The organism is Cyclobacterium xiamenense, from assembly GCF_900109255.1.
GTDB classification, from domain to species: Bacteria; Bacteroidota; Bacteroidia; order Cytophagales; family Cyclobacteriaceae; genus Cyclobacterium; species Cyclobacterium xiamenense.
In genome coordinates this window covers 146,028-165,397 of the sequence record NZ_FNZH01000008.1, presented here as the reverse complement: position 1 = coordinate 165,397, position 19,370 = coordinate 146,028, and the positions used below count along the sequence as shown (strand labels likewise).

Genomic DNA, 19,370 nt, shown 5'->3' with positions numbered 1-19,370 from the left:
AGGGCTTTTTTGATAAAATATCCTTTATCATGTCGATCTCTAGGCTTTGGTTGGCCACTATTTTTTTTAACCGGCTGTTTTCCTCCTCCAAACTTCTGAGACGACGGAGTTCCTGTACTTCCATGCCTGAGTATTTGTTCCGCCAGATGTAAAACGTGCCAGCACTAATCCCATGCTTCCGGCATATCTCTTCTACTTTGAGCCCCTCCTCCTGCAGTTTGAGGATTTTGATGATCTGTTCTTCGGTAAATTTGCTCTTTTTCATAATTACTAAGTTAAAAATTCTAGTTTTAACCTGTTCAAAAAAAGCAGCCTAGTACCATAGGGCTACAATACTCGATCTTAGAGATAAATAGGCGTTTTTCCAGTTGTACTTGTAGGCAAGTTTTCTTTTTTTCATCGTCTTTTTAATACTCTTAGCGGCGGCCATACCAGCTAGTGAGACCATATTCATTGCCAGTATATGTGCAAAAAATTCCTGATAGATTCCCTCCGGCTTCCGGCAACCAAACTGTTCCACCTTCATTTTAGGTTTAAGGTTTTTTATCCCTTCTTCGACTCCCCATCGCATTTTATACAGCTGGACCATCTCCGCAGTACAGAATTCACTGGACTCCAGGTTACTGACAAGCAGCTCTGTTACTCCGGTATTGAGTACTGTCTTTGTCACCCGTACTTGTATGGGGGCGTTCCTCTTTGAGGTTTCCTGTTCCTTTTTGCTAGGTGCCCATTCGGTAATAAAATCCATCCGCTCATCAGCCATTACCTGTTTGGCAAAGTTGGTTGTCTTGGTAGACATCCGGATACAGAAGGCTCTTCCTTCATTGACCATGGCATTTACGTTATGGAAATAGCCAAAATTTCGGTCCAGGACCAGCAAATCGTCTTGCCTGGCAGGTGTTTTCGACAGACAGTCATCCAGTAAACCGGATTCTCCCGTACTCATCCTTCCAAGTCTTGCCTGAAGGGTGAAGCCGGTATTGACGTCATAGAGCAGGAATATTCGAGCCAGTGAGGCTTTTTTACTTGAGGAATCTATACCGAAAAAGCCCCTGATCTGTTTGGATGCAGGAAGGTTTAAAGTGCTACCGTCCCCGGCAAGGATTCTATACCCTTTCCATCTGGGCGTGGCAAACTCCTGATAGGTTTCTGAGCTAATGGTACAAAGATCAGCGAAAAACTGCCAATCAATCTTATATCGGGCTTGGGAGAACGCACTCTCAGTTACCGGTTTTTTACCAAGCTGTTTAAGCACATCAACGGTGTCAAAATCCGCCGATGATTTGAACATATTTAGAACAGAAAGCACCACCGTCTGAAAGTCAAGTGGGGAGGATCTAGAAAAATGAGCAGAAGACGAACAGTAAAGGGTCTGATTTTCAAATGATTGGATTTTTTCAAAGATTTTTTTTCGGACAATCCCAAGATCTATCCGTCGTGTTTTGGTTGGTATTTTGTACCTTCATAGTTATATGTTTTAGACAACATAATTTACTTAAAGTAGGCCGGTTTTCATAAGGAAAACCGGCTTATTTTGCTGCTAAGAGCAATTTTTTTCTTAACTTAATAGCATTGATTCCAGCCTGATGCTGCTACGGGATGGACACGCTTTGGGGAAATTGAAGGCTACCGGATTACATGGAAAGCTTGTAGGCTCTTTTATTAAAGAAGATAAGCAGGAAAAAGTCGGCGTTTATCAAGCACTACAGGAAGCCGGGTTGCTTTATGAAAAAAAGGATGTACATAACCTTTGAGGTCTTCGAGACCTCGAAGGTTTTTTCCGTGAACGCGCCAGAAGAGACCTTCGGGGTTATTGGAAACCCCAAAGGTCAGTATCCGTAACCTTTGAGGTCTTTGGGACCTCGAAGGTTTTTTTCGTGAACGCGCCAGAAGAAGACCTTCGGGGTTGGGCAAACCCCAACGGTCATAACCTTTGAGGGCTATTTTCTTTTTTAAACTACCGCATGACCTGGCTGACTGCTAGCTTATCCCGATCGGAGAATGGAACCAGAAGTTCCCAGGTTTCTCTCCCGACCTGCACTTCCACCGTTACATAGGTCTCAGTTTCGGACAAAACCCGCGCCCGATAGGCGATGTCGCCGGAGGAAGAGGACCGCGGCAACAGCAACCACACCAGCGTTTGTGTCGCAGGAATTCGTAGCTCGAAACTGGTAAGCGTGTTGGGTTCGTACCGATTGTATTCCGGACTGTACCAGCCCTGGATCTCGGGAATTTCTTGTCCCCTGATCGATCGTAGGTCAACGTCGCTTGGTCCGGAAACCAGGGAGAGGGTAAGCGATCCACCCGAATGGCTGCCTGCTACCTCCAGTCCCTGCAGCTGCAAGGCTATATCGGGATGCCAGTGCCACAATGCCTGTATCATTCGCGGCCGATCGCTGCTTATCCGATCGGCAATCAACCAAAATTTGCCACGCAGGTACAGGAGGCTGCGGCTGTGGGAAACCTCCCCTTCCAACCCTTCGAACCGGTCGAAAGACTGGCTTCCAAAATCGTAGCGTTCGGTGATTTCGACAAACTGCCGGTCCAGCGGAGAACTGGCGTGGGTGGGGCCACTGCCCTGTCCTTTTCCATCCAGTAGCAACACGTTGTGCCCCTGACTTCCCCGGGCATAGGGGCGAAACTTCTCGGCCAGGGCACCGGTGTACGCAAACCTGCCTGCGTCAACCAGAAAGTCTTGCCCAAATGCACTTACCGAGAGGTGCAATTTGTCGTTGTGTTGGTGGCCGCTTCCCCATGGCCCCATGTCAAAAAAGGACCAATGGGCCAGGGAATCGAACCCACTTCGGCTAATGAGTTGCCCCGCCCAGGGAAAGAAATAGGAGGGTCCATCTGAAGGAAGGCTCCCGTTTTTTCCATTGCTGGCGATATAGGCCCAATCGGGCCTGTCAAATGCATCGGCCCCGCGTAAAATCAACTCCCGGTCACTGCCCCGGTCTCCGTCGTTGTTTAGGATCCGGTAGCCGTCCGGGCGCACCGCACGGGCGATGTAGCCGTACATTCGCTGGATCGTTTCGGGAAAAAACGCGGGCAGCTCCCGCCCAGCCACTTCACAAATGGACTGAAAGAGTTCGAAGTTATGAAGGGAAACGTTGTGGTAATGAGAGGTTAGCTCGGTTTGTACGCCGTCGGGATACACCTGGTCACGCATGCTTTCGGTCATGGCCCCGATGGCGTAGTCCAGCCAGGCATCGGAATCCTTAAATTCTGGAAAGTAGGCGGCTACGGTAGCCAGCGCGGATATTTCCATGGTCAGCCAGTTATTCCCCCCGTGAAAATGCCGGTTGTAATGGGCATGGTCGGGCAGGCTACTCAGTAGGAGCAGCCGGGTAGCAGGACGTAGGTAGGTACTCCCGTTCATGGCATAAAACAGGCGGGTCCATGCTTTGGCCCTTGCGGCCACTTCCAGCCCGCGCCAGATGGACTCCGTTCCTTTTTCAGCCGGATAGGGCATACTTTTTAAAATAAAATCCCGGAGAAACCGATCCATATACACCGCATACTCTGGATTCCCCGTTTCAAAATAGGCATCCATGACTTGCAGCAATTGACTGTGCCGGTTGGATAACCAGGCCCACTCCCGGTCATTATTGGGACCCTTGTAATACCAATCCCGGTGGCCATCGGGAAGGATGGGTACCTTTCCTTTCACATTTTGTATGGTAAATACATCTTGAAGGATGGTATCGGCCGCTGCTATCCGTCCGTTGCCCTGATCCGGTAAGTCCCTTGCCAACGATTGCGCAACTGGACTGTGCGCGTAGTAAGCCAGCAATTTGTCGGCTGCCTCTACCCAGTCGCCCTGATCCCGGGCTGCTTTTACGGCAGCCAGTTCCGGAAGATCCAGGTCCAGGTGTGAAAAAATACCGCGAAGGATTTCGGGATGTGCCTCGTAGAGATCGGCGGTGGTATGCAATTTTTCCCAGGGTTGTTGCGCAGGGCTGATGCCTATGGCGCCAAGAAACAGGAGCAGGGAAAACAGGGCTGTACAGAAGGTTCGGATCATGGGTTTGGGTAATGGTTCGGTTCGGTTTGGGTTGAATTGGTAATACGGTAAGAGCGGCCGCTTCCGCGAAGGCGCTGCCCAACAAGGCTGAATCAGGGTTCGGTCAGGAGCTCTTGCAGTTCCTTTAGGATGGTTTCGGCTTCTTGCTTCTTTAACAGAAAGCCCTCGTCTTCTTTCGGGGAATTGTTCAGAAAATGCTGCCGGTGCTTCTCGGCTTTCCTAAGCGTCCGGTGGCTAATTACAAACTCCTCGTAGTCCAAATGTGCTTTTGCCAGGGCCGAGGATTTGAAATTACCAAACAGGTAAATGCGAAAGAGGTCCACAAATTTCTCGCTCAGGTCAAACTCCTCCAGCAAGGAGACCAGGCCGCCGTTCTTCCCGGCATTGGCAGGTTTGTGAATCACCTCCAGCAGTACATCCAGGGATTCCTCCTTGCCCGTTTCCATCATCGCCAGGGTTTTGGTTGCCAAAAATGCCTGATCCAGGGTGCCCTCTTTGAGCACCCGGAGCAGTTCGGCCTGTACCTGTGGCCCTCCGATGCCGGCCAGCCGGGTTGCATGACGCAAGGGTTCTGCCTCCTGCTCATCCAAAAGCCGGGCGATCCATTCACGTATTTTTTCTTCTTCAGTATCCATACCGTATCGTTCTGCCTGCCGGAGCTTTCCGGACAACCCATTCCTAGGGGATAGAAAGTTCCAAAAAATTACCGAACCAAACAACCCCTACGCCGGGGGGCCGCCAAAACAGCCGGCTTATTCCCTGGTTTTTTTATCACCGGACGAGGTACGCCCCGGTAGCCGGCCTGCTTTCTTCAATGCCTCGTGTACGATCCATTCCAATTGTCCATTCGTACTTCTGAATTCGTCGGATGCCCATTTTTCCACGGCCTTCATCAGCCGCTCGTCTATTCGCAGGGCAAAGGGTTTCTTCTGCGCCATAATCTTAGTTTCCTACATTCCATGCTTCCCAGGCAGCCATAAATTCCTTTGTTCGACGGGTACTGAGTACGAAGCTGCGGTCTTTGAGAAAAACCCGCACGGCATTTCCGGAACTAAACAGGTACCGCCATTCGCCGTTCCAGCCCCTGCGTATACCGAGGCTTCCTCCCAGGCGCAAGCCCGTTCCTCCAACCCAGTTGAAGGGGCCGGTGGAAAGGAGCTGCATGTCCGTTATCTCCTCCCACCGGTATTTTCGCCAGGAATTCACAAAGGGAGGACTTCTGAATTGCAATCCTGAAGGATCCATTCGGATCTCCAAACGCATGTGTAAAAACAACAGCAGCAAGCCCCCGCTCAGCAGCAAAACCAGCCCAAAACTAATCCAGGCTTGCACCGGCTGATCTGCGGAAAAGCCCCCTGAAACCGCCAATATTCCGATACCGAGTTGGAGTAGCAAAACTAGGGGAAATGCCCAGGTCTTTTTCAGTGGCTGAATTTCGTTGTATACCATGCTTAGGGGTTTAGCGTACCCACATTGACTACCGGACTGGCATTCTTGTCCGAGCAAAGCACCACCATGAGGTTGCTCACCATCGCTGCTTTTTTCTCGTCTTCAAAATCGATGATGCCTTTTATCTTCAGGTCCTCTAGCGCCATTTCTACCATACCCACGGCACCGTCCACGATCATCCTCCGTGCCGCGACAATGGCCGTGGCCTGCTGCCGCTGCAACATGGCCGAAGCAATTTCAGAGGAATAGGCTAAATGTGAAATGCGGGCCTCGATGACCTTGATTCCGGCATGCTGCAGCCGGTCGCTGATTTCATCCTCCAGCGATCGGTTGACATCTTCCACGCCCGAACGCAGGGTCACTTCCGCATGCTCGTCTTCAAAATTATCGTAGGGATAGGTACCGGCCATTTTTCGCACCGCAGCATCGGCCTGCAGGTGCACGAAGTTTTCGTAATCGTCCACATCAAAGGAAGCCTTGAAGGTATCTTCTACTTGCCAGACCACAATGGTCCCCACCATCACCGGATTACCAATCTTGTCGTTTACCTTAAGGGGTTTGTTCTCAAAGTTTCGCACCCGCAACGAAATCTTTTTCTTGGTCATAAACGGATTGACCCAAAAAAAGCCATCTGCCTTGACGGTTCCCTTGTACGATCCGAATAGCAACAAGACCATTGCCTTGTTGGGCTCGACAATAAAAAAACCAGGCAATAGGAGAAAAAAGGCCAGCGATAGCGGAAATGCCAGCAGGAGGGCTTTCCCGGTAAAGGCGAAAATGGCCAGGACCAGGGTGATCAGCACCATGAGCAACATCCGGTAGCCGGATTGAGGTTTACTTATTCTTTCCATAATAGTGTGAGTTAAAATGATATCATATTGATATACGATTGACAGGTTGCAAAGGTTCACGTCTGCCTTCGGATTTTTTCATTTTCGCCAGGTTTGCTACGGATCGGCCCCATATTTCAGGGCTTCCGCCCCGCCTGGAGCCTCAGTGACAAGGCTGGCCAGCGGGTCCGCTGCGCTGGCGGCAGCCGGCCGTCCGGCACCCCTAACTGCCTGAATGGTAGCTACCAAAGGAATTGCTGTTGGTACGCGTTTTCCGAAGAATACTACCTGAACATTTCAAATAATTGGTGATAATTCCAGAAAAAAGGCAAAAGGTAAAATCAATTTTTTTTATATTGTCCGGGTGATTTGTTTGATCACCCAAAACAACATTTAAAAAACTTCTAAACCCAAACTCAATGAACGAGAACATTAACAAAAGCGCACTCTTTAACGGGAGCTGCTTTGCGCTGATCACCACCGCTTTTACCTTCAGTATTCGGGCTGGGATCTTGCCACAGCTTGGAGAAGATTTTGGCCTTAGTGCCGCCCAACTTGGGTTTATCAACTCCATGTGGTTTCTGGGATTCCCCATCTCCATGATCATCGGAGGTATCGTGTACCATTCATTTGGTGCGAAAAACATTATGCGGGTAGCCTTTGTGGCGCACACGCTGGGTATCCTCCTGACCATTTATGCAGGCGGATATACTACCCTGCTGATCTCTACGCTTTTTATCGGTTTCGGTAACGGATGTACCGAAGCGGCCTGTAACCCCATGATTGCTGACATGTACTCCGGCGTGAAGATGAACAAGATGCTGAATCGGTTCCATATGTGGTTTCCGGGTGGCATCATGCTGGGAGCTATCATCTCCAACGTAATGAGTAGCATGAACCTGGGCTGGGAAGCCCAAATGTGGATCACCATGGTCCCCACGGTGATTTATGCGGTGTTGTTTTATGGCAAAGCCTTTCCAAAAGCCAAGGTGGAAGGAGCAACTTCTCTGGGCAACAACTTCAAGGCACTGTTTAGCCCGGTTTTTCTATTCCTTTTCGTCTGCATGGCCCTTACGGCTATCACCGAATTTGGCCCGCAGCAATGGGTGAACATCATCCTGGCAAACAGCGGTGCAAACGCAATGATAATCCTGGCCCTGACTACCGGGGTGATGGCAGTCGCCCGCTTCTTTGCCGGTCCCGTGGTTGAAAAACTGGGACAAACCGGGGTTCTCCTGGCTGGAGCAATTCTGGCAACCATCGGCATTTACCTTTTCAGCATGGTTACCGGAGGCATCGCCTACTTTGTAGCCATCATTTTTGCCCTGGGCGTGGCCTATTTCTGGCCCGTAATGGTGGGAGCCGTGGCCCAACGAGTTCCGTTGAGCGGTGCCCTTGGCATGTCCATCATTGGTGGCATCGGGATGTTTTCAACGGCTATCTGGCAGCCCATCATCGGTGGATGGATCGATAGCTCCCGGGAAGAAATGCAGGCAGAGGGATTTTCAGGCGATCAACTGGAGTTGCTAGCAGGACAGGCTACGCTACAAAGTATGGCCTTGTTTCCTGCCATACTGATCGTATTGTTTGTCATTTTCTTTGTCTGGCAGAAAAATTCCAGAAAAACCGAAATGGTGAGCCCCGTTACGCACTAAAATGGTAACCTCCCGATTTCGGGAACACCCACAAAAAGAGCCGGCGAACGATTCGCCGGCTCTTTTTTTGTCCGACCTCCAATTAATCTACGCTTCAAAGCTATTTTTATGTTTTTCAAATAATGTATTTCGCTTTTTAATCTATCGATTGTTTTTTAAAAAGAGTTTTTAGCATAGAAAAAAATTTTCCGCTACATTTAATACGAGAATAAACCGCTGCATATCCGGCTATTCAGAGAAAATTAACAGGCATAAATCGTGAAAAAGCACCTATCCTACACGTTGGTTTTTCTCCTTGCGGGAGTTATTCTTGTCGGTAATCCCCTTCTGGGAAAGACCATAAGCAGGGATAGCGTACGGGTGCTGCTGGATCAATCCAATGAATTGGCCTATATACAGCCCGGTTTGTCCCAGGCGTATGCAAAAGCTGCCTACGAACTAACCCGGGGAATGCCGGACCCAGCGCTGAAAAGCGAGGCTGCACAGGTAGTGGGATACAGCTATTACGATCAGCGAAAGTTATCGCTGGCCCGGCACTATTTTTTGGAGGCGCTGCGCCTGAGCGAAGCGGCCGAACTGGGGGAATTGAACGAAAAAAACCACCATGCCCTCTATCAGCTGTATCGACGAATGGAGGATTTTGAAAATGCCCGCATACACATCGAAAAGGCGCTGGCGCATGCAAAATCGCTGGGGATTCCCCGGCGCCTTGCGGTGAACCACAGGGGACTGGGCGAACTGTACCGTGAGTTGGGCATAGCGGATAAAGGCATCGCCAGCCTCCATCGTGCCATGAAGGTGCTAAACCAATCCGGACAAGTACTGGACTATCCGCTGTACATTGATTGTGAAATAAGTCTTGGATTGATATACAAAGACCTGGATGATTTTGACCGGGCGCGGGAACACTTGCAAGCGGCTCTTTTGCTGGCCGAGCAGCAGGAGCTGGCCATTCAATCGCTCTACGCCCACCTGAATCTGGGTCTGGTTGTCAAAAAGCTGGCCGATCGGCATCCAAGCCCCGATAGCCTGTACCAGCTAGCTTCCTTCCACAACAAAACTGCTTTGGACCTGGCCCAGAAGCAAAACCGGAAACCCGAGACCGCAATCGTTCTCACAAACATGGCGTTTTTGGCCTTTGAACGGGGGAAATTGGACCTGGCCGACACCTTGCTTCAGCGAAGCCTTTCCCTCAAGGAAGAAATCGCGAACTTGCGAAGTCTGGGATATGCCTACTGGCTCAAGGGAAAACTGGCTGCCGCCACCCAGCGCTCACCGGAAGCGATTCAGCACTACTTGCAGGCGATTTCCTACGCCCAACAAGGCAAGGACCTTCCCCTCCACCGCGATCTTGTCGACGATTTGTCAGAGGAATCCTTCCACACAAACGATCTGGTATCCTACCGCAAGAATCTGGAGCTAAAGGAAATGCTTAGCGATAGCCTGATTAATCTGAACAAAGCGAAAAACATCGCCCGTTCCGAAATTTTCTTTGAACAGGACTCTGATTTTACCCCGCTCCAAGCCCAACCCCAAGGCGGTGCTGCCTCTCTAGGCTGGGCGCAATGGCTGCTAAGCGGGCTGGCATTGGTTTGTCTGCTGCTGCTGGTTTATTTGTATTACCGACTTCGGATCAAAGAAAAATTAATTCGGGTGGTCGATTCTCAATTGAAGGAAAGTAGAAAGCGACAAGAGCGATTGAACCGACAACTGCTCGCCTATTCTCAACGGCTGGCCAATTCTGTAACTAAAAACAAGGAACTGCTCCATCAATTGAATCAATCTTCTGCGGCGAGCGCACGTCAGGAGGCGCTGGAAGCCCTATCCCGATTTCGAATCTCCAAAACGGAGGACCTACGTACTTTTCGGTTGCTGTTCGAAAAAGCCTTTCCCGGCTATTGGGAAGGGTTACTGGAAGAAGTTCCCGACCTGACTGAAAACGAACGCATGATTGCAGCTCTGTTTAAACTGGGATACACCACGCAGGAAATGGCAGATGTACTGGGGATTTCCTACGATGGCACGAAAAAGGCCCGGTATCGCCTGAAAAAAAAGGTGGCTGCCAGGGCTGGACAACCCGAGTTGGCGCCGCTCTCCGGCATGTGGAAGTAAGCTAGAAAAACCCCATTTCCCACGGATAAACCGCCATTAGGGATGCATTGTCTACTTTTTGTCCACCATTACCGGTAAGAAAAGTAAGAAATGATTGGCAACTTACCGGGTATATTTTGACAACCTAACTTTTAACCTTAAAACAAACGTAAGATGGCAGAAGGATTAGTAAACATGTCTGATCAGTTCAAAGGCCTGCCTATGCAGGATTTGATTGGAGGACCATTAAATGCTGCGGTTACGGCAAACGTGAAATTAGCCCAGGCGACGGCCGATTTTATCAACACGGTGGGATTCACCCAAGTGCCGGTGGACAAAAAACCGGGCGAGTTCACCACAGGGGCAGCCCGTATGCTGGATTTTGAATTTGAGCGGCCGGGAATATTTGTACCGGAGGTCACGGACAAAAACCCAACGCCCGTTCCACAGCGAACCATTGAGGAGGTAAAAATCCGGGTACCCATGCTGGCCGTGGTGCCCATTCCAAACCTACAGGTAGATACCGTAGACATTACCTTTGACATGGAGGTAAAAAGCAGCACCTCGGAAACCAGTTCGACGGACATGAACGCATCGGCCGATCTATCGGCGAAGATTGGCTGGGGTCCGGTCAGTGCCACCGTAAAAATCCACGGCTCGGTCGCCACACACAAGGAAAACACCCGGACTTCCGACAATTCGGCCAAATACCACGTACAGGTCACCGCTTCCAACCACGGCACACCGGAAGGACTGGCGCGGGTACTGGACATCATGGCGTCTGCGGCCTCTCCGAATGACGTGAAGGTAGCACCGCTTGCCGCCGGAAAAGACCGGGATCCGAAAACCGGAAAAATCAAGGACGCGAACTTAAAGCCGGTTAACCCCGATGGGTCTCACGAAGCACTGAGCTGATCGTCACGATGAAAACAAAATGATCAACAGTACGACCAAAACGTTGGAATTGGGCGATGTTACCTATGTCAAACGCGTGAGCATAGGTAACATCAACCCCAACAGTCCGTTGAACGAAGAGCAACAGGAACGACAGATGGCACTGCTGAATAAATGCCTGAACGAATACCCCAAAGGCAAGATAATCGGTAAGGATATTTCCGTTGGGGTTTTTCAGATCGGTGATCACCAAATCACCCTTCAGCGCACGACCTATCATGTCGGATTTTTGAGAAAGCCAGTTTGGCTGGAAGATAATACCTAACCTTATGGCAAAAACAATCAAATTGGACAACCTGCTGCAGGCCATCCACCAGTCGGTACTGGAAGCACAACTACTTACCGAGCAGCAGCATTTGGAACAACTGCACCGGTATTTTGAATGGCCGGAAGACGAAAATGAAAAAAACGCGGAGCAAGCGCCCCATATCCACCGAAACGGGGGTATAGCAAAAACCTGGGCGGTAGAGGTACCAAATCTCCATCCCGACGCACCTCCTGGCAGCACGACGACCATACAGGTTCCCCTGATGAGCCTGATCCCCCCGACGGCCATAAAAATAAAAAACATGGTCGTGGAATTTAAAGTCGCCCTGGGTGAGCTGGTGGACGAGCGAAAGGAAGGCAGAAACCTTTTTAAGAAAAACCAACCCGCTCCGGATGCCCCTTCCCTGGGAATCGATTTGGGGGGCGTTTCCGGAGGTGGATTTTTTGGCAAAAAGACCCCACTGGCTCGTATCAAAATAGAGTTTGAGGCCGGAGAGCCTGCCGAATCCTTTTTACGAATCAACGATCACCTGATCAAATCCATCATTTAGCCACCGATCCCCCAAGAAACTACCTGTATCAAGGGATTCATGAAAAAAAGGGACATGTACAGACGGATACTATTTGTAATGCTCTTGGGATTTTTCCTGATGTTCAGCATGTTGCTTCTGGTGATCTTAAACCTCACCGGCCTGGTCGATTTTGGAAAAACCGTGCACGAACACCACATCTATCTCGCAGATGGGCTCAAGGAAAAAAGCTATGTGCTGCCGGAAACGACCGCATCGGACTCATTGCCTGCCCTGCCCCTCTTCTATGCCGGACATTCTGCTCCCAATGGATCCGGAGAAATACAAGACCGCGGACAGCACTACGACAGCATGCTGCTGTTTTTTAATGCAAAAGACCGGGAATGGGGCCCCGGCCACCAGACCCATGGATATTATGGCATCGATGTTTCCCATTGGCAAAATGTGATCGATTGGCAGGCTGTAAAAAACGATTCCCTTCCCCATCCTGTCAGCTTTGTGTTGATCAAGGCCACGCAGGGGGCCAAAGCCACCGATCCGTATTTTCGCCGGAACTGGGCTTCCGCCGGAAGTCAGGGTTTGATCAAAGGAGCCTACCACTTCTATCAATACAAGGATCCACCACTCGATCAGGCCAGGCACTTTATCAGTCAGGTAACGTTACAAACGGAAGATGTCTTACCGATCGTCGATGTAGAACTGGACTGTACCCACTGTACCCGACCGGAGATTTCCGACAACCTGCTCATAAAAAATCTAGGCATTTACCTGGAGGCCATCGAGAACCATTACCGGGTAAAACCGATCATCTACACCTACGAAGCCTTTTACCAGACACATTTGAAGGGGCATTTTGAGGAATACCCCTACTGGATGGCGCGGTTTTCCTCCAAACCTCCTGCCGAATTCCACCTTTTTCGGGACAGCATTTCGGTACCAGAGGTAGCCATGTGGCAGTTTACCGATTCTGGAAAAATTCCCGGTATACCGGGAAAAACAGACATGAGCTTTCTTCCTGCCTCCCTACGAGACCGGATCCTGATCCCAAAGTAATCTCCCCTGCCTGCGGCTAGCCCGCCCGGCTTTCGTTTGGGAAACTACCGATGAAGCCCCTCCAGGCATTGGAAGTACACCCTGTCGCCAGCATCCGGTGCCCAACCCATTTGCCAGAAAGGCGAAATAGTTGTAAATTCCGCTTTGGACTGTCGTTGATCGGCAGAAACCTTTAACCACTAAAATTGCTCAATGCCATGCGTAACAAAATCCCTTTGCTATCCCTCTTTGTCCTACTTTGCGGGCCGGTCCTGGCCCAGGAAGCGAGCCAGGTGAAATTCGCCAAACTTCACGAACCGGGTGCACCGGGGCTTTCGGCCATTAAGGAAGCCTTTACGAAAAACAATCCCGGCTACGATTTAGCCTACCTGAATGCTGTCCGGGAGGTGCCGGGGGAAGGAATTACGCGGGCTCTCTTTGTCCAGCAGGGAGGCGGTACGGCGAAGATCACGGACGATCAAGGGGCCAGCAAAAGCTCAAAAGTAGCTGTCGGGGACATCGTTTTATTGAACGCCGGCGAAACGATGGAAGCAGACAGTCTGCTCGGTCTGCTCGTGTTCACTGTACCCGAAAAACCCTCCCATGCGATCCCGGCTTTTGTGCGTCCGGATTGGGACCCCAATATCACGGATACACCGGGCGGATGTGCTACCGAAACCAATGCTTACCGGCGCATCTTGCTAACCTGGCACGAGGATGTGGGAAGCTATCTTTATCATTCCATCAATGCCCATCGGGTTCGAATCATGGATTCCTTCAGCCATTATCATCCAAAAGACCAAGGTTTTGATGAGTTTTACCTGGTGCAAATGGTCCTGGCTGGCGCGAAACTTTTTACCAGCGAAAAAGTAGAACAACTTGCCAGTCCCGAAGATATCACAAAAGAACAGGTCGAGGGCCTTATCCAGGAGCATTCCCTGGAAGTGGGGGACCTTATCTACCTGCCCCGAGGCGTGATGCACCGGGGATTTGGAGGGGTATTGGCCCAGGTGATCACCGTGCCGGGATTTATTCCGGGTTCTCAATACGGCGTGGATCACTTTTTACGACAGATCAACGAAAACCTGGGACTTAAAGCCGGGGAAGCCCTGCCCTTTAATCGGCAGGCCTCTGCTTTTCAGGTCGTTCTATAAGACACCTCCGGTTCCCGTTATCACGGGGTGACACCGATTTCCCACGCTTTTGCTGCCAGTAGTGCCGCGAAGCAAACCGACCGGCAAGTTTACCCGAGATCAACGGCAGCCCCAAAAACCAGGAGATCACTTCGAAAACCCCCTGAACTGGATAAAAACGCCGGTAAATTTGCTACATTTGTCTGAATCTGAACATCGTCCGAAAGAAATCACAGCCGCTTCTGTCGGGCGGAACCTTTTGTGTAATCAAAAAAACGGCTCACCATGATACAGGAATACTTGACACAGGAATTCTGGAATAATAGCGTACAGGACTACCTTTTTGCGCTGGGATTTATTCTGATCGGAATAGGAATTGTCAAGCTGTTTAAGCGTTCCATGCTTCAGCGGATAAAAAAACTTACCGAAAAGACCGATACAAATTTGGACGATTATTTATTTGAAATCGTCGAGCGATTTGTCCTGCCAGCGATTTACCTTTCCATCTTTTTTTGGGGAATACAGACGCTAAGGCTTTCCAATATGCTCGCCACCAGCGTATCAGTGGCCCATAAAGTAGTATTGACCTACTACAGCATCAAAGTCGTCGCGAACCTACTAGCAATGGTTCTCCGCTCCTACGTGAGAAAACAAGAAAACGGAGAGGAAAAGGTCAAGCAAATCGGGGGAATCATCCTATTGGTGAATATACTTATCTGGGCCCTCGGTATTTTGTTTCTTTTTGATAACATGGGGTACGATGTCACCGCCATCATCACCGGATTGGGAATCGGAGGTATAGCCGTGGCCCTGGCGGCACAGAATATTCTCGGCGACCTGTTCAATTATTTTGTCATCTTTTTCGACCGGCCCATCGAGATCGGTGATTTTGTGGTAGTAGACGATAAAAACGGGATCGTCGAACGAATCGGCATCAAAACCACCCGCATCAAAACTTTGTCCGGAGAAGAATTGGTGGTGGCAAACAGCGACCTGACCAGCTCCCGTATACATAATTATAAAAAAATGCAGCGGCGCCGGATTCTATTTTCTGTAGGAGTCACCTACGAAACGTCTTCGGATACGCTAAAAACAATACCGGGAATGCTCCGGGAAATTGTGGAGCATCAGTCCCCCGTGACCTTTGACCGGGCCCATTTTAAGGCTTTTGGCGATTCCAGCCTTGATTTTGAAGTGGTCTATTTCATTGAAGTGGCAGACTACAATACCTACATGGATATACAGCAGCAGATCAATTTTGAGATTTTTGACCGGTTTACGGCAGCTGGAATATCCATCGCCTTCCCAACCCGCACGCTCTACCTCAGAAACGAAACCGACCAACACCTACAGGTGGCCCAGGTTGACGCGCAGAAATAAACACGATTACTCAGTTTCTCCTGAGGGAAGGGGAAGTGGCATGCCGGCGGGGACAGGTACCCCGAAAACTGGATTGCCCGATGCGTCCCAGGAAAAGGGTTGCAGGCGTATATCCCGGTCCCATCCCGGTTTGGCGGATTTTTTGGAATGATACAGCAGCCAGTGTTCGCTCCCATCGGGTGATGTGGCGAAGCTGCAGTGGCCCACCCCCAGTACCTGCTCGGTTCCTTCAAACACCGGCCCGCTCTTTACCCAATTATCCGGATCAAGCGGGTCCAGGCCCGGCTCTTTTAATTTCAACTGACCGAGTCGGTATTCGGTTAACCAGGATTCCCGCGTGGAATAAATGATAAAGGTCTCTCCGTCTTGCGAAAGTACCTGAGGACCTTCGTTTAAATCCAGCGGCCCGCCCGTTTCCCAGGGTTGATCCGGAGAAGACAGTTTGACCCGGTTGCTGCAAACGGTTTCGGGGTTACACATTTTGGCAATGTACAGGTGTTGCGGCGTTTTATCGGTAGGTTGATTATCTTCCCAGCCAGACCAGACGGCATACAGTTGTCCCTGAATGGTTACCGGACTAAGATCAATCGCCCATTTGATGGATTGCGGGTCGGGATAGTGATCCCCGGTGTAGAGCATGCCCAGATCCTCATAGGCGCCCAGGGGATCCGGACCGACCGACTTGAGCACTCCCGATCGCTGATGAATGAAGGGAGTACCCGGTTCTTTTCCTGCAGCATAATAGATGTACCAATGTCCGTCGAAAAAATGAATCTCCGGGGCCCAGATACTGGCCCGATTCCAACCCGTTTCCGGAGCTTTCCAAACCTGTACGGGTGTTCCCTGCTCGGTAAGTTTCGGAGAAACCGAGACAGCGATCCCGTTTCCCGTACTCATTGAATAGTAATAGGAGCCGTCTTTTTGGTATACCCAGGGATCTGCTCCATCCCGAATGGGATTGGTGAAGGTCTGTTCCTGTCCGCAGGCAGCAAAAAAAACCAACAGGAGCGAGGCAAAACAAGCTTGCGTGGAATGAAAAAAAACGCCGCTTTTTTGCCGACGCATTGTGTTTTTTTGTATCATGGCTGTTTCGTGTGAATAGGGGCCAATTTTCACAAAACCACGTACCATTTTAACAGGTGGTGGCCTTGGTTAGGTAGTGGTTCCTTTTCCCGCGGGAAAGATTGCCTCCGCCAAAAACGGCAAGACGTTTCCCGCGAAATGCCAACTTGTACCTTGTTATGGATATAAAGCTAGATGGATTTGCTCAGAAAATCACAACCGCCATGCGGTTTTTATGGATGTTGGGGTGGATTTCAACAGCCCTGCCCCTATCCGCTGCCAACTATTACCTTTCCTCCACAACGGGAGACGACGGGCATAGTCCCAGCCAGGCACAAGATCCGGGAACACCCTGGCAAAGCCTGGAACGATTGAACCAATTTATCCCGGAGCTGGCTCCGGGAGATTCCGTGTTGCTAAAAAGAGGCGATGTCTTCTACGGAACGCTGCAGCTCAGAAAATCCGGCAGCGCGGACAAGCCCATTGTCTTTGCTTCTTACGGGGAGGGAGCGCTTCCAGTGATCACCGGACTTTCGAGCCTGACCGGCTGGGAATCCCATGGGTCGGATATTTATTCCGCTGCATTACCCCCAGCCATCGGTCGGATTCAGGTAGTGACCCTCAACGGCGTGCCCCAGGCCATGGGTCGGTATCCCAATTCGGACGAACCCAACAAGGGCTACCTGACTCCGGAAGCTATTCCCGCAAAGAACCAGGTAAGTCATCCGGGTTTTCAACCATCTGGGAATTGGGTAGGAGCAGAACTGGTGATGCGGAAAAACCACTGGATCATCGATCGACAAGAGATCGTGTCGCAGGAAGGCAGTACGCTAACTTTTTTACCGGGTTCGGATTACGAACCAAAAAAAGGCTACGGCTTTTTCATTCAAAACCACCGGAATACATTGGACCAACACGGAGAATGGTACCAGGACGAAACGAACAAGCGACTCTACCTATGCCTGAAAGAGTCGGATCCTGATTCCCTGAAAATTGAGGTTAGCGGTATCGAAAACCTCGTGACAACCCTGCCCAATACCCGGCATGTGGTCCTCCACGGTTTGCACTTAGAAGGGGCCAATGCCACGGCGCTACTGATACGGGGCGGAAGCCATTTCCGATTTTCGAGTGGAAAAATCGTACATGCGGGAGAAAATGGGATCCTCGCCCAAAACATGGATCACCTCGTGCTGGAGAATTCCGAGATTCGAAATGCCTATAACTCCGGCATCTACCTGCGTTCCGGTAATTTCCAGGCAACCATCCGGGACAACCGGATAGAAAACACATTCGTTTTCCCAGGAATGGGTCAAAACGGCGATAATAATGGCTTTGCTATTTTTAGCGTGTCCGATGCGGATACCATTGCTCAAAATAGCATCGTACGCGCTGGCTACGTAGGTATTGGCTTTAGGGGCAGTCGTACCCTGGTAAAAAACAACCTGGTCGATGGCTTTTGCCTCACCAAGGGAGACGGCGGCGGCATCTATTCCTACACCGGCAGGTCAAATCCCGGCTATACCGAACGGGTAGTAAGGGGAAACATCGTCCGCAATGGCGATGGCGCCAGGGAGGGGACTCCCCTGCAGGGAACAGACATCCCCGCCCCCGCCGAGGGAATTTACCTGGACGATAATGCCGAACAGGTGCTGGTCACGGACAATACCGTCTACGGAATAGCAAATAGAGGCATTTACCTGCACAACACCCAACACATAACGGTACGTAACAACCTGGTATTCGATGCCGGGTACCTGCTTTTTTTAGCAGACGACGAACTTGGGCAGCCGTTAAAACACCTGCAATTCTCCGAAAACATTCTGATAAAAAAAGAGGCTTCTCAGGTGGGGATGGGCGTTCGATCGGGATCGTTTGATTTTGACGCCATGGGGATTTCCGACAAAAACCACTACCTGGACCTATCGGGCACCGGGATTTCTTTTTTTACCCAAAATACGCAGCTAAAAAGCGACCGATTTTATACCCATGAGGCGTGGAAAAACGCAGCAAAATGGGAAGCAACTACCATGATTGCGCATTACCCGGCACAGGGGTCCGATACTCCCGGAACGAGCATCGCCTCTTCTTCGGCTGTAGTTCCGATTTTGAAGGGAGGCGCTTCCTGTACCGGCGGCTGCCAGCTAAGCTGGGAACCGGAAGGACAAATTCGGATCGCAGGAACGGATGAAACCTCCGAAGTCAAAATACCGCTTTCGGGATATCGTCCGGGGATTGGCTATCAGGTATCGCTATCAGGTTCTTCTTCCGGGGAGGCAGTCATGGAACTTTACCTACGCCAAAACGGTGCCCCTTACCAAAAACTGAGCGCCAGCCGGGTGGTCGTTTTGGGCAATGACCAAAAGCAGGTTCAGGTAAATTTCAATCCATCCCCTTACGAGGGAGCAACAGCACTGATACTAAAGTTATTTCAGGGAAAGCAGCAAACGATTCTTAGAAATTTGAAGCTGGTACCCTTGTCTGAAAAAAGACAAAAACACCCTGCCGATTTTTTCGTGCTGGCAACCAACCCTGGCGGAACTACCAAACAACTACCCTTGAACGGTACCTACACCGATATTTCCGGGAGGGAATACAAACAAACGATCGCTCTTGCACCCTATCGAGGGATCTTTTTGCTCAAGGAAATCGAGTAGTCCTTTCGACGAGAATATCAGGCGTATCTACTTTTTTGATCAAGATCTCCACTCAGGTCTGGGTATAAGGGACCCCTTTTTCCTAACATTTCCAAAAAAATCAGTGTCTTCGGAGACTTTCGGAAACCTCCGTCTCCATAAAGATATCCTTTCCTTGGCGAGGAAACATGGATGAATAAGGGTCCGAGTAAAAAAAATCAATTTTTTTTCAATTTTTTTTTGCAGGTACTTTTTCAGCACTATCGGCAATAAAATTATTCCCAAATACAGAATTGAAATCACATAGGCGAATTATTCAATTCCAGCCTT

General features: G+C 50.2%; 18 protein-coding genes. 9 read left to right on the top strand and 9 right to left on the bottom strand.

Features of this window, described 5'->3' with window-relative positions:
* The 8 genes from BMW71_RS19780 to BMW71_RS24035 form a co-directional block, all read right to left on the bottom strand.
* Positions 1–265: transposase (locus tag BMW71_RS19780; RefSeq protein ID WP_143057707.1), on the bottom strand; the 265-nt coding region annotated here is incomplete at its 3' end.
* A 48-nt stretch (positions 266–313) separates the two neighbouring features.
* Positions 314–1,393 (bottom strand): IS4 family transposase, encoded by a 1,080-nt coding sequence (locus BMW71_RS19775; RefSeq protein ID WP_262485680.1) that lies wholly within the window; start codon positions 1,391–1,393, stop codon positions 314–316.
* Positions 1,394–1,957: 564 nt separating this feature from the next.
* Positions 1,958–4,024: an alginate lyase family protein gene (locus BMW71_RS19770; protein ID WP_092177928.1), complete on the bottom strand. Its 2,067-nt coding sequence runs from the start codon at positions 4,022–4,024 to the stop codon at positions 1,958–1,960.
* A gap of 92 nt (positions 4,025–4,116) precedes the next feature.
* Positions 4,117–4,659: a hypothetical protein gene (locus BMW71_RS19765; protein ID WP_092177956.1), complete on the bottom strand. Its 543-nt coding sequence runs from the start codon at positions 4,657–4,659 to the stop codon at positions 4,117–4,119.
* Between the two features lie 117 nt (positions 4,660–4,776).
* Positions 4,777–4,962, bottom strand: a complete 186-nt coding sequence (locus BMW71_RS19760) for a type II toxin-antitoxin system antitoxin (protein ID WP_092177926.1) — start codon at positions 4,960–4,962, stop codon at positions 4,777–4,779.
* 4 nt (positions 4,963–4,966) lie between these two features.
* Positions 4,967–5,473: a hypothetical protein gene (locus BMW71_RS19755; RefSeq protein ID WP_092177924.1), complete on the bottom strand. Its 507-nt coding sequence runs from the start codon at positions 5,471–5,473 to the stop codon at positions 4,967–4,969.
* Between the two features lie 2 nt (positions 5,474–5,475).
* Entirely contained in the window at positions 5,476–6,324 is an 849-nt protein-coding gene (locus BMW71_RS19750) for an SPFH domain-containing protein (protein WP_092177922.1), read from the bottom strand.
* 96 nt (positions 6,325–6,420) lie between these two features.
* The gene (locus BMW71_RS24035) at positions 6,421–6,552 is read right to left on the bottom strand and encodes a hypothetical protein (protein ID WP_262485678.1); all 132 of its coding nucleotides are present in this window, start codon (positions 6,550–6,552) and stop codon (positions 6,421–6,423) included.
* Positions 6,553–6,722: 170 nt separating this feature from the next.
* Between BMW71_RS24035 and BMW71_RS19745 the strand changes: the two genes are divergently transcribed.
* The 8 genes from BMW71_RS19745 to BMW71_RS19705 all read left to right on the top strand — a co-directional run bounded on the left by BMW71_RS19745 (position 6,723) and on the right by BMW71_RS19705 (position 15,345).
* Positions 6,723–7,958 carry an MFS transporter gene (locus tag BMW71_RS19745; protein WP_092177920.1) on the top strand — a complete coding sequence of 412 codons (1,236 nt, stop codon included), beginning with the start codon at positions 6,723–6,725 and terminating at the stop codon, positions 7,956–7,958.
* Between the two features lie 258 nt (positions 7,959–8,216).
* On the top strand, positions 8,217–10,070 hold the full coding sequence (locus BMW71_RS19740) for a tetratricopeptide repeat protein (RefSeq protein ID WP_092177918.1): 1,854 nt from the start codon (positions 8,217–8,219) through the stop codon (positions 10,068–10,070).
* 153 nt (positions 10,071–10,223) lie between these two features.
* On the top strand, positions 10,224–10,964 hold the full coding sequence (locus BMW71_RS19735) for a DUF2589 domain-containing protein (RefSeq protein ID WP_092177916.1): 741 nt from the start codon (positions 10,224–10,226) through the stop codon (positions 10,962–10,964).
* Between the two features lie 19 nt (positions 10,965–10,983).
* Positions 10,984–11,268, top strand: coding sequence for a hypothetical protein (locus BMW71_RS19730; protein ID WP_092177914.1), 285 nt, complete (start codon positions 10,984–10,986; stop codon positions 11,266–11,268).
* 4 nt (positions 11,269–11,272) lie between these two features.
* Positions 11,273–11,821, top strand: coding sequence for a DUF2589 domain-containing protein (locus BMW71_RS19725; protein WP_092177912.1), 549 nt, complete (start codon positions 11,273–11,275; stop codon positions 11,819–11,821).
* A 54-nt stretch (positions 11,822–11,875) separates the two neighbouring features.
* The gene (locus BMW71_RS19720) at positions 11,876–12,853 is read left to right on the top strand and encodes a glycoside hydrolase family 25 protein (protein WP_218145612.1); all 978 of its coding nucleotides are present in this window, start codon (positions 11,876–11,878) and stop codon (positions 12,851–12,853) included.
* 197 nt (positions 12,854–13,050) lie between these two features.
* Positions 13,051–13,986, top strand: a complete 936-nt coding sequence (locus tag BMW71_RS19715; RefSeq protein ID WP_092177908.1) for a JmjC domain-containing protein — start codon at positions 13,051–13,053, stop codon at positions 13,984–13,986.
* A gap of 264 nt (positions 13,987–14,250) precedes the next feature.
* On the top strand, positions 14,251–15,345 hold the full coding sequence (locus tag BMW71_RS19705; RefSeq protein ID WP_092177905.1) for a mechanosensitive ion channel family protein: 1,095 nt from the start codon (positions 14,251–14,253) through the stop codon (positions 15,343–15,345).
* A 6-nt stretch (positions 15,346–15,351) separates the two neighbouring features.
* Here BMW71_RS19705 and BMW71_RS19700 read toward each other — a convergent pair whose 3' ends face one another.
* Positions 15,352–16,410, bottom strand: coding sequence for a glycoside hydrolase family 43 protein (locus tag BMW71_RS19700; RefSeq protein ID WP_092177954.1), 1,059 nt, complete (start codon positions 16,408–16,410; stop codon positions 15,352–15,354).
* Positions 16,411–16,586: 176 nt separating this feature from the next.
* On the opposite strand from BMW71_RS19700, the gene BMW71_RS19695 reads away from it, so the two are divergent.
* Positions 16,587–19,061 (top strand): right-handed parallel beta-helix repeat-containing protein, encoded by a 2,475-nt coding sequence (locus tag BMW71_RS19695; RefSeq protein ID WP_092177903.1) that lies wholly within the window; start codon positions 16,587–16,589, stop codon positions 19,059–19,061.
* The last annotated feature ends 309 nt before the right edge of the window (positions 19,062–19,370 follow it).

Coding starts and splice junctions, on each gene's coding strand:
- BMW71_RS19770 (WP_092177928.1), bottom strand. CDS start 4,024: ATGATCCGAACCTTCTGTACAGCCCTGTTTTCCCTGCTCCTGTTTCTT.
- BMW71_RS19765 (WP_092177956.1), bottom strand. CDS start 4,659: ATGGATACTGAAGAAGAAAAAATACGTGAATGGATCGCCCGGCTTTTG.
- BMW71_RS19760 (WP_092177926.1), bottom strand. CDS start 4,962: ATGGCGCAGAAGAAACCCTTTGCCCTGCGAATAGACGAGCGGCTGATG.
- BMW71_RS19755 (WP_092177924.1), bottom strand. CDS start 5,473: ATGGTATACAACGAAATTCAGCCACTGAAAAAGACCTGGGCATTTCCC.
- BMW71_RS19750 (WP_092177922.1), bottom strand. CDS start 6,324: ATGGAAAGAATAAGTAAACCTCAATCCGGCTACCGGATGTTGCTCATG.
- BMW71_RS19745 (WP_092177920.1), top strand. CDS start 6,723: ATGAACGAGAACATTAACAAAAGCGCACTCTTTAACGGGAGCTGCTTT.
- BMW71_RS19735 (WP_092177916.1), top strand. CDS start 10,224: ATGGCAGAAGGATTAGTAAACATGTCTGATCAGTTCAAAGGCCTGCCT.
- BMW71_RS19730 (WP_092177914.1), top strand. CDS start 10,984: ATGATCAACAGTACGACCAAAACGTTGGAATTGGGCGATGTTACCTAT.
- BMW71_RS19725 (WP_092177912.1), top strand. CDS start 11,273: ATGGCAAAAACAATCAAATTGGACAACCTGCTGCAGGCCATCCACCAG.
- BMW71_RS19720 (WP_218145612.1), top strand. CDS start 11,876: ATGTACAGACGGATACTATTTGTAATGCTCTTGGGATTTTTCCTGATG.
- BMW71_RS19715 (WP_092177908.1), top strand. CDS start 13,051: ATGCGTAACAAAATCCCTTTGCTATCCCTCTTTGTCCTACTTTGCGGG.
- BMW71_RS19705 (WP_092177905.1), top strand. CDS start 14,251: ATGATACAGGAATACTTGACACAGGAATTCTGGAATAATAGCGTACAG.
- BMW71_RS19700 (WP_092177954.1), bottom strand. CDS start 16,410: ATGCGTCGGCAAAAAAGCGGCGTTTTTTTTCATTCCACGCAAGCTTGT.
- BMW71_RS19695 (WP_092177903.1), top strand. CDS start 16,587: ATGGATATAAAGCTAGATGGATTTGCTCAGAAAATCACAACCGCCATG.